This window comes from Kumtagia sp. (genome assembly GCF_059502445.1).
The window spans coordinates 1-4622 of record NZ_JCACER010000045.1 but is presented as its reverse complement, the minus strand read 5'-3'; the positions used below and the strand labels follow the sequence as shown (position 1 = coordinate 4622).

The window sequence follows — 4622 nt, the reverse complement described above, 5'->3', positions numbered from 1 at the left end:
AAGCTTGGATCGGCATTCCCGGATTTTATGGGAACCCGCTAGGGCGCGGTAGCGGCTATGTTGGTGCTCTTGCTACATAAGGCCGCAGTGATGCGGGCGCCGCCAGAGCTGCCAGACCGCCCGCCAGGCGGCCCACGACATCATCATCCAGTAGGGCGGCGTGAACAGCAGGATCCTCCAGAAGCCGCGCCGATCCCGTTTCCCCAGGCTGTGCCAGCCGAGCAGCAGGAAGGACAGGTAGCCGCAGACGATGTTGAGCGCGTCCATGGTCAACAGCAGCACCGGCCATCCGGACACTGGCTCCGCAAGCAGCAGGAGCCCCGTCAGATAGATCGCCGCGACGATCAGCAGGGGATGGATCAGCACCGAGAGCGCCAGCCCGGCATAGAGGATCTGCGCGATGCAGAACGATCGCACGCCGAGATCGCGGTGGAGGGCGACGGGGTCGCGCATGTGGACGAGCCAGGTCTGTAGCCAGCCCTTGAACCAGCGGGTGCGCTGCGGCAACCACACCGACCAGGCGACCGGCGCGTCCTCCAGGGTGGGCAGGCTTATCGTCTCGCAGCGGTAGCCGAAGCGGGCCAGCCGCAGCCCCAGATCGGCATCCTCGGTGACGTTGTAGGGATCCCAGCCGCCCACCGCCTCCAGCGCCACCACGCGAAAATGGTTGGACGTGCCGCCGAGCGGCAACGGCGTGCGCCGGCCCGACAGCCACGGCAGCAGTCCGCGGAAAAGCGCGGTATATTCGAAGGCGAAAAGCAGCGGGATGACTCCCTGGCCCCCATTGGATATCTGGAGCGGCGCCTGCAGGCAGGCGAGCTCGTCGCCCGCGCTCGCGAACCGGTGCCATGCCTCGCGCAGTTGCAGCCGGTGCGGCCGGTCTTCCGCGTCGTAGAGCACGACGAAGTCGCCCTTGACGAGCGGTAGCGCGTAGTCCAGCGCCTTGGGCTTGGTGCGCGGCAGGCTCGGCGGGACGCGCACCACCTCGACATGATGCGGCAGGCGCAAGGCGGAGAGCGCCGCCAGCGTCTCGAAATCGTCGGCCTCGCAGACCAGCTTGATTTCCAGCTTGCTTCTCGGCCATTCGAGGCGCTCCAACGCCCCGACAAGCTGGGACACCACCTCCGATTCGCGATGCAACGCCACGAGAACCGAGTAGAACGGCAGCGTGTCGGCGGGAATCCGCTCCAGCCCGGACGGTGTGCTGGCCGGCTGCGCGGTGGCGGCGGCGAAGCGCAGACCGACGCAGGCGAGGAAGAACAGCGACGACAGCACATGCAGCGCCAGCAATGCCTCCCAGGTCGCAACGACCAGCGACAGCGGCACGGTGACCAGCAGCACGGCCAGCATCGCGGCCTGCCAGGGGCTGATGACGTCCTTGGCGGAAAGGGCGGGAAACCGCTCGTGCAACCCGTTCCTCGCCTTCTTCACCAGCGCCATGGAGGCGCGCGCCAGGATGGCGCGGCGCAGGGCGGAGGGCGACGTCAGATACAGGATCGGCTTCAGCCGATTGGAGCGCAGCAGCTTGCCGAGTTCCGTCAGGCGCATGCCCGACGGCGCGATCACCGGATGCGTGACGCCGTTGCGTCCCATCACCCAGGCGTGCAGATGCTTGCTGCGCGAGCGCAGGAAGAGAGCGCGGTCCTCCGGCTTCATGATCAGCCGATCGGGATCGATCTCCTCGAGGAAGCCCACCGCGAATTCGTCGGCTATCGTGGCAAACAGGTCGCGCTCGGAAACCAGATCGGACGCCAGCAGCTCGGACTGGAAGTCGGTGCCGTTGGCCGTGGCCCGGCTCGCCAGCTTCAGCACCATGCCGGGCGCGATCCGCAGCCTTGCGAGGATGGGGCGCCAGATTTCGAACTCGGGAAAGAAGTACCCGATCAGCTCGTCGCTCGGGTCCGGGCCGGCCGGCTTCGTTTCTTTGGGCCGAGGCGCGCTACCGGCAGCGTCCCCTGCCCGCCGCGAACCCGTGATTTCGCCGTCCATGTCAGGCGGTCCCCGCCGGCTTGGCCGACGGTCTTTCGAGCTCGCGCGAGCCGGCGAGACCGGCGCGGTCCCGGCCGGCCCGGCGCCGAACGCGATCAATCCTGCCGCTTCCGATGTGCGATCGGATATCCCCCATGGCAACGTCCCCAGGTTGCCGGCCCCGCGGCAATCCTATGCGCGCGGAATTTGCATTTCCAGCGGATTTGTCGGAATTTCTCATACCGGACTGTACAAGACGCCCGGATAGGAACAGGGGGTGCAGTCGACCTGGTTTTCGCGGAAGACAAGGGCGGTAGCCTGCACGTCATTGCTGCCGCTTCGGAGCCGTTCACTCGAGTTGGGAGCCACCGGTCCGATGAAATTCTGGGCTCTGCTTGCCAAGGTCGCGCTTGCGGCAGTCGTCCTGCTGGCCGGCCTCCATCGGCCGGCATGGACGGCCGAACCGCCTGTCTTCTGGGATGCCAGGGAGCGGCTGGCCAAGCCCGACCTTTCGACCTTGCAAAGGCTGCGCTTCCTCACCGCGACCGATTTTCCGCCGTTCAACTATCTCGATGCGTCCGGCCGGCTGTCGGGCCTGCATGTCGATCTGGCGAGAGCGATATGCGCGGAGCTGGCGATCGCCGAAAAATGCCAAATCCAGGCGCTGCCCTGGGGCGAACTCGAAACGGCGCTGGCCAGGGGCGACGGCGAGGCGATCATCGCCGGCCTCGCGGTCACGCCGCAGACACGCGCCAAATACGCCTTCTCGCGGCCCTATCTGCGGCTGCCCGCCCGTTTCATCATGGCGAAGGACAGGGTCTTGACCGAGCCGCTCGCCCGCAAGCTGCAGGGCCGGCGCGTCGGCGTGGTCGCCGGATCGGCGCATGAGCAACTGCTGCGCGATGCCTTCGCCGGCGTCCAGGTCGCGGCCTACGACACGCCGGACGCGCTGCTCGCCGACATGAAGACGGCGAAGATCGACGCGGCCTTCGGCGACGGCATGCGGTTCGCCGCTTGGCTCGCCGCACCCGACGCCGCCGATTGCTGCCGTTTCGCCGGCGGTCCCTATCTGGCCCCCGACTATCTCGGCGGCGGGCTGGCGATCGCAGTCATGCCGGCCAACGAGGACCTGGCCGCGGCGTTCGACGCCGCACTCCAGCAGATCTCGGCGAAGGGTGTCTTCGCGGAGCTTTACCTCCGCTATTTTCCCGTCGGTTTTTACTGAGGGCGGTATCTTGTCTAACCACGAGGGCGCCAGACACTGGCGGCCCGCTCCGCGCGGTTCTCTACGTCAGCGTGCGGTGCCGCGCTTTCGTGGCGCGCTCGATCGCCGCGGAGGTGGCATCCTCGACGGCAAGGTTCTGCCGCAGCATCTGCAGGATGCGCCTCTCCTCCATGCGCATTTCCAGGTCCGCCGTCGCCACCTCGAAGGCCGCGGCATAGGCGGTGTCGTGCAGGTGCACGGGTATGACCGTCACGGCCAGGTGGATAACGCGCTCCAGCCCGCCCTCCTCGTGCAGCAGCCGCTGGCACGCCTGCGCGACCGGGATCAGCCGCTCCTCGTCGAAATCCTCGAAGATCGGCCAGGTGCGGATGACGGCGCCGATGCGCGCCAGTTCGACATCGGTCATGTCGCGATCGGAGGCCGAGGTGACCACCATCAGATAGATCAGCGCTTCATGCGTGCTCGGCCTGGCCATCCCGTCTCTCCGCTTGTCGGCGACGCGGACCCTAGGCACCGCCGCGATCGGCCACAAGCGGAATCGCCCAAAAAGTTGACGCTGCCCGCCCTGCCGAATAGGGAAGGCGCATCTCCGGCGGGCGCCGGCTTATTCAGATACCAGGACCAGCGGAAAAATGTCGGGATCCAACGTGATCGATCTCAGCCCCGAAGTGCTTGCGGCAGCGGCCGACAGCAAGGCGTGGCCGTTCGAGGAAGCACGCAAGATCATCGAGCGCTACAGGAAAACGGGCTTTCCCGACACGGTCCTGTTCGAGACCGGCTACGGCCCGTCCGGCCTGCCGCATATCGGCACCTTCGGCGAGGTGGCGCGCACCACCATGGTGCGGCACGCCTTCCACGTGCTCACGCAGGACAAGGTCAAGACCAAGCTGCTGTGCTTCTCCGACGACATGGACGGCATGCGCAAGATTCCGGACAACGTCCCCGACCGCGCCTTCCTCGAGCCGTATTTGCAGATGCCGCTCACCGTCGTGCCGAATCCCTTCGGCGGCGGCTACGAAAGCTTCGGCCATCACAACAACGCGATGCTGCGGCGCTTCCTCGACACGTTCGGCTTCGACTACGAGTTCGCCAGCGCAACCGAATATTACAAGTCCGGACGCTTCGACGCGGTGCTGCTGAAGGCGGTCGAGCGCTACGACGCCATCATGAAGGTGATGCTGCCGACGCTGGGCGCGGAGCGGCAGGCGACCTACAGCCCGTTCCTGCCGATCTCGCCGAAGAGCGGCCGCGTGCTCTACGTGCCGATGAAGCATGTCGACGCCAGGAACGGCACCATCACCTTCGACGACGAGGACGGCACGGAGACGACACTGCCGGTGACCGGCGGCCGGGTGAAGATGCAGTGGAAGCCGGATTTCGGCATGCGCTGGGCGGCGCTGGGCGTCGATTTCGAGATGTTCGGCAAGGA

At 66.7% G+C, this 4622-nt stretch carries 3 protein-coding genes and 1 pseudogene; 2 read left to right on the top strand and 2 right to left on the bottom strand.

Annotated features, from left to right (window positions below):
* Positions 1-72 precede the first annotated feature (72 nt).
* On the bottom strand, positions 73-1989 hold the full coding sequence (locus AC5JDC_RS15340) for a glycosyltransferase family 2 protein (protein WP_495842402.1): 1917 nt from the start codon (positions 1987-1989) through the stop codon (positions 73-75).
* 355 nt (positions 1990-2344) lie between these two features.
* On the opposite strand from AC5JDC_RS15340, the gene AC5JDC_RS15335 reads away from it, so the two are divergent.
* Positions 2345-3193, top strand: a complete 849-nt coding sequence (locus AC5JDC_RS15335) for a transporter substrate-binding domain-containing protein (RefSeq protein ID WP_495842400.1) — start codon at positions 2345-2347, stop codon at positions 3191-3193.
* A gap of 61 nt (positions 3194-3254) precedes the next feature.
* Here the strand turns inward: AC5JDC_RS15335 and AC5JDC_RS15330 are convergent, their stop codons facing one another.
* Entirely contained in the window at positions 3255-3668 is a 414-nt protein-coding gene (locus tag AC5JDC_RS15330; RefSeq protein ID WP_106774751.1) for a tellurite resistance TerB family protein, read from the bottom strand.
* A gap of 157 nt (positions 3669-3825) precedes the next feature.
* On the opposite strand from AC5JDC_RS15330, the pseudogene lysK reads away from it, so the two are divergent.
* Positions 3826-4622, top strand: a pseudogene (lysK, locus tag AC5JDC_RS15325) (lysine--tRNA ligase); the annotation flags it as partial.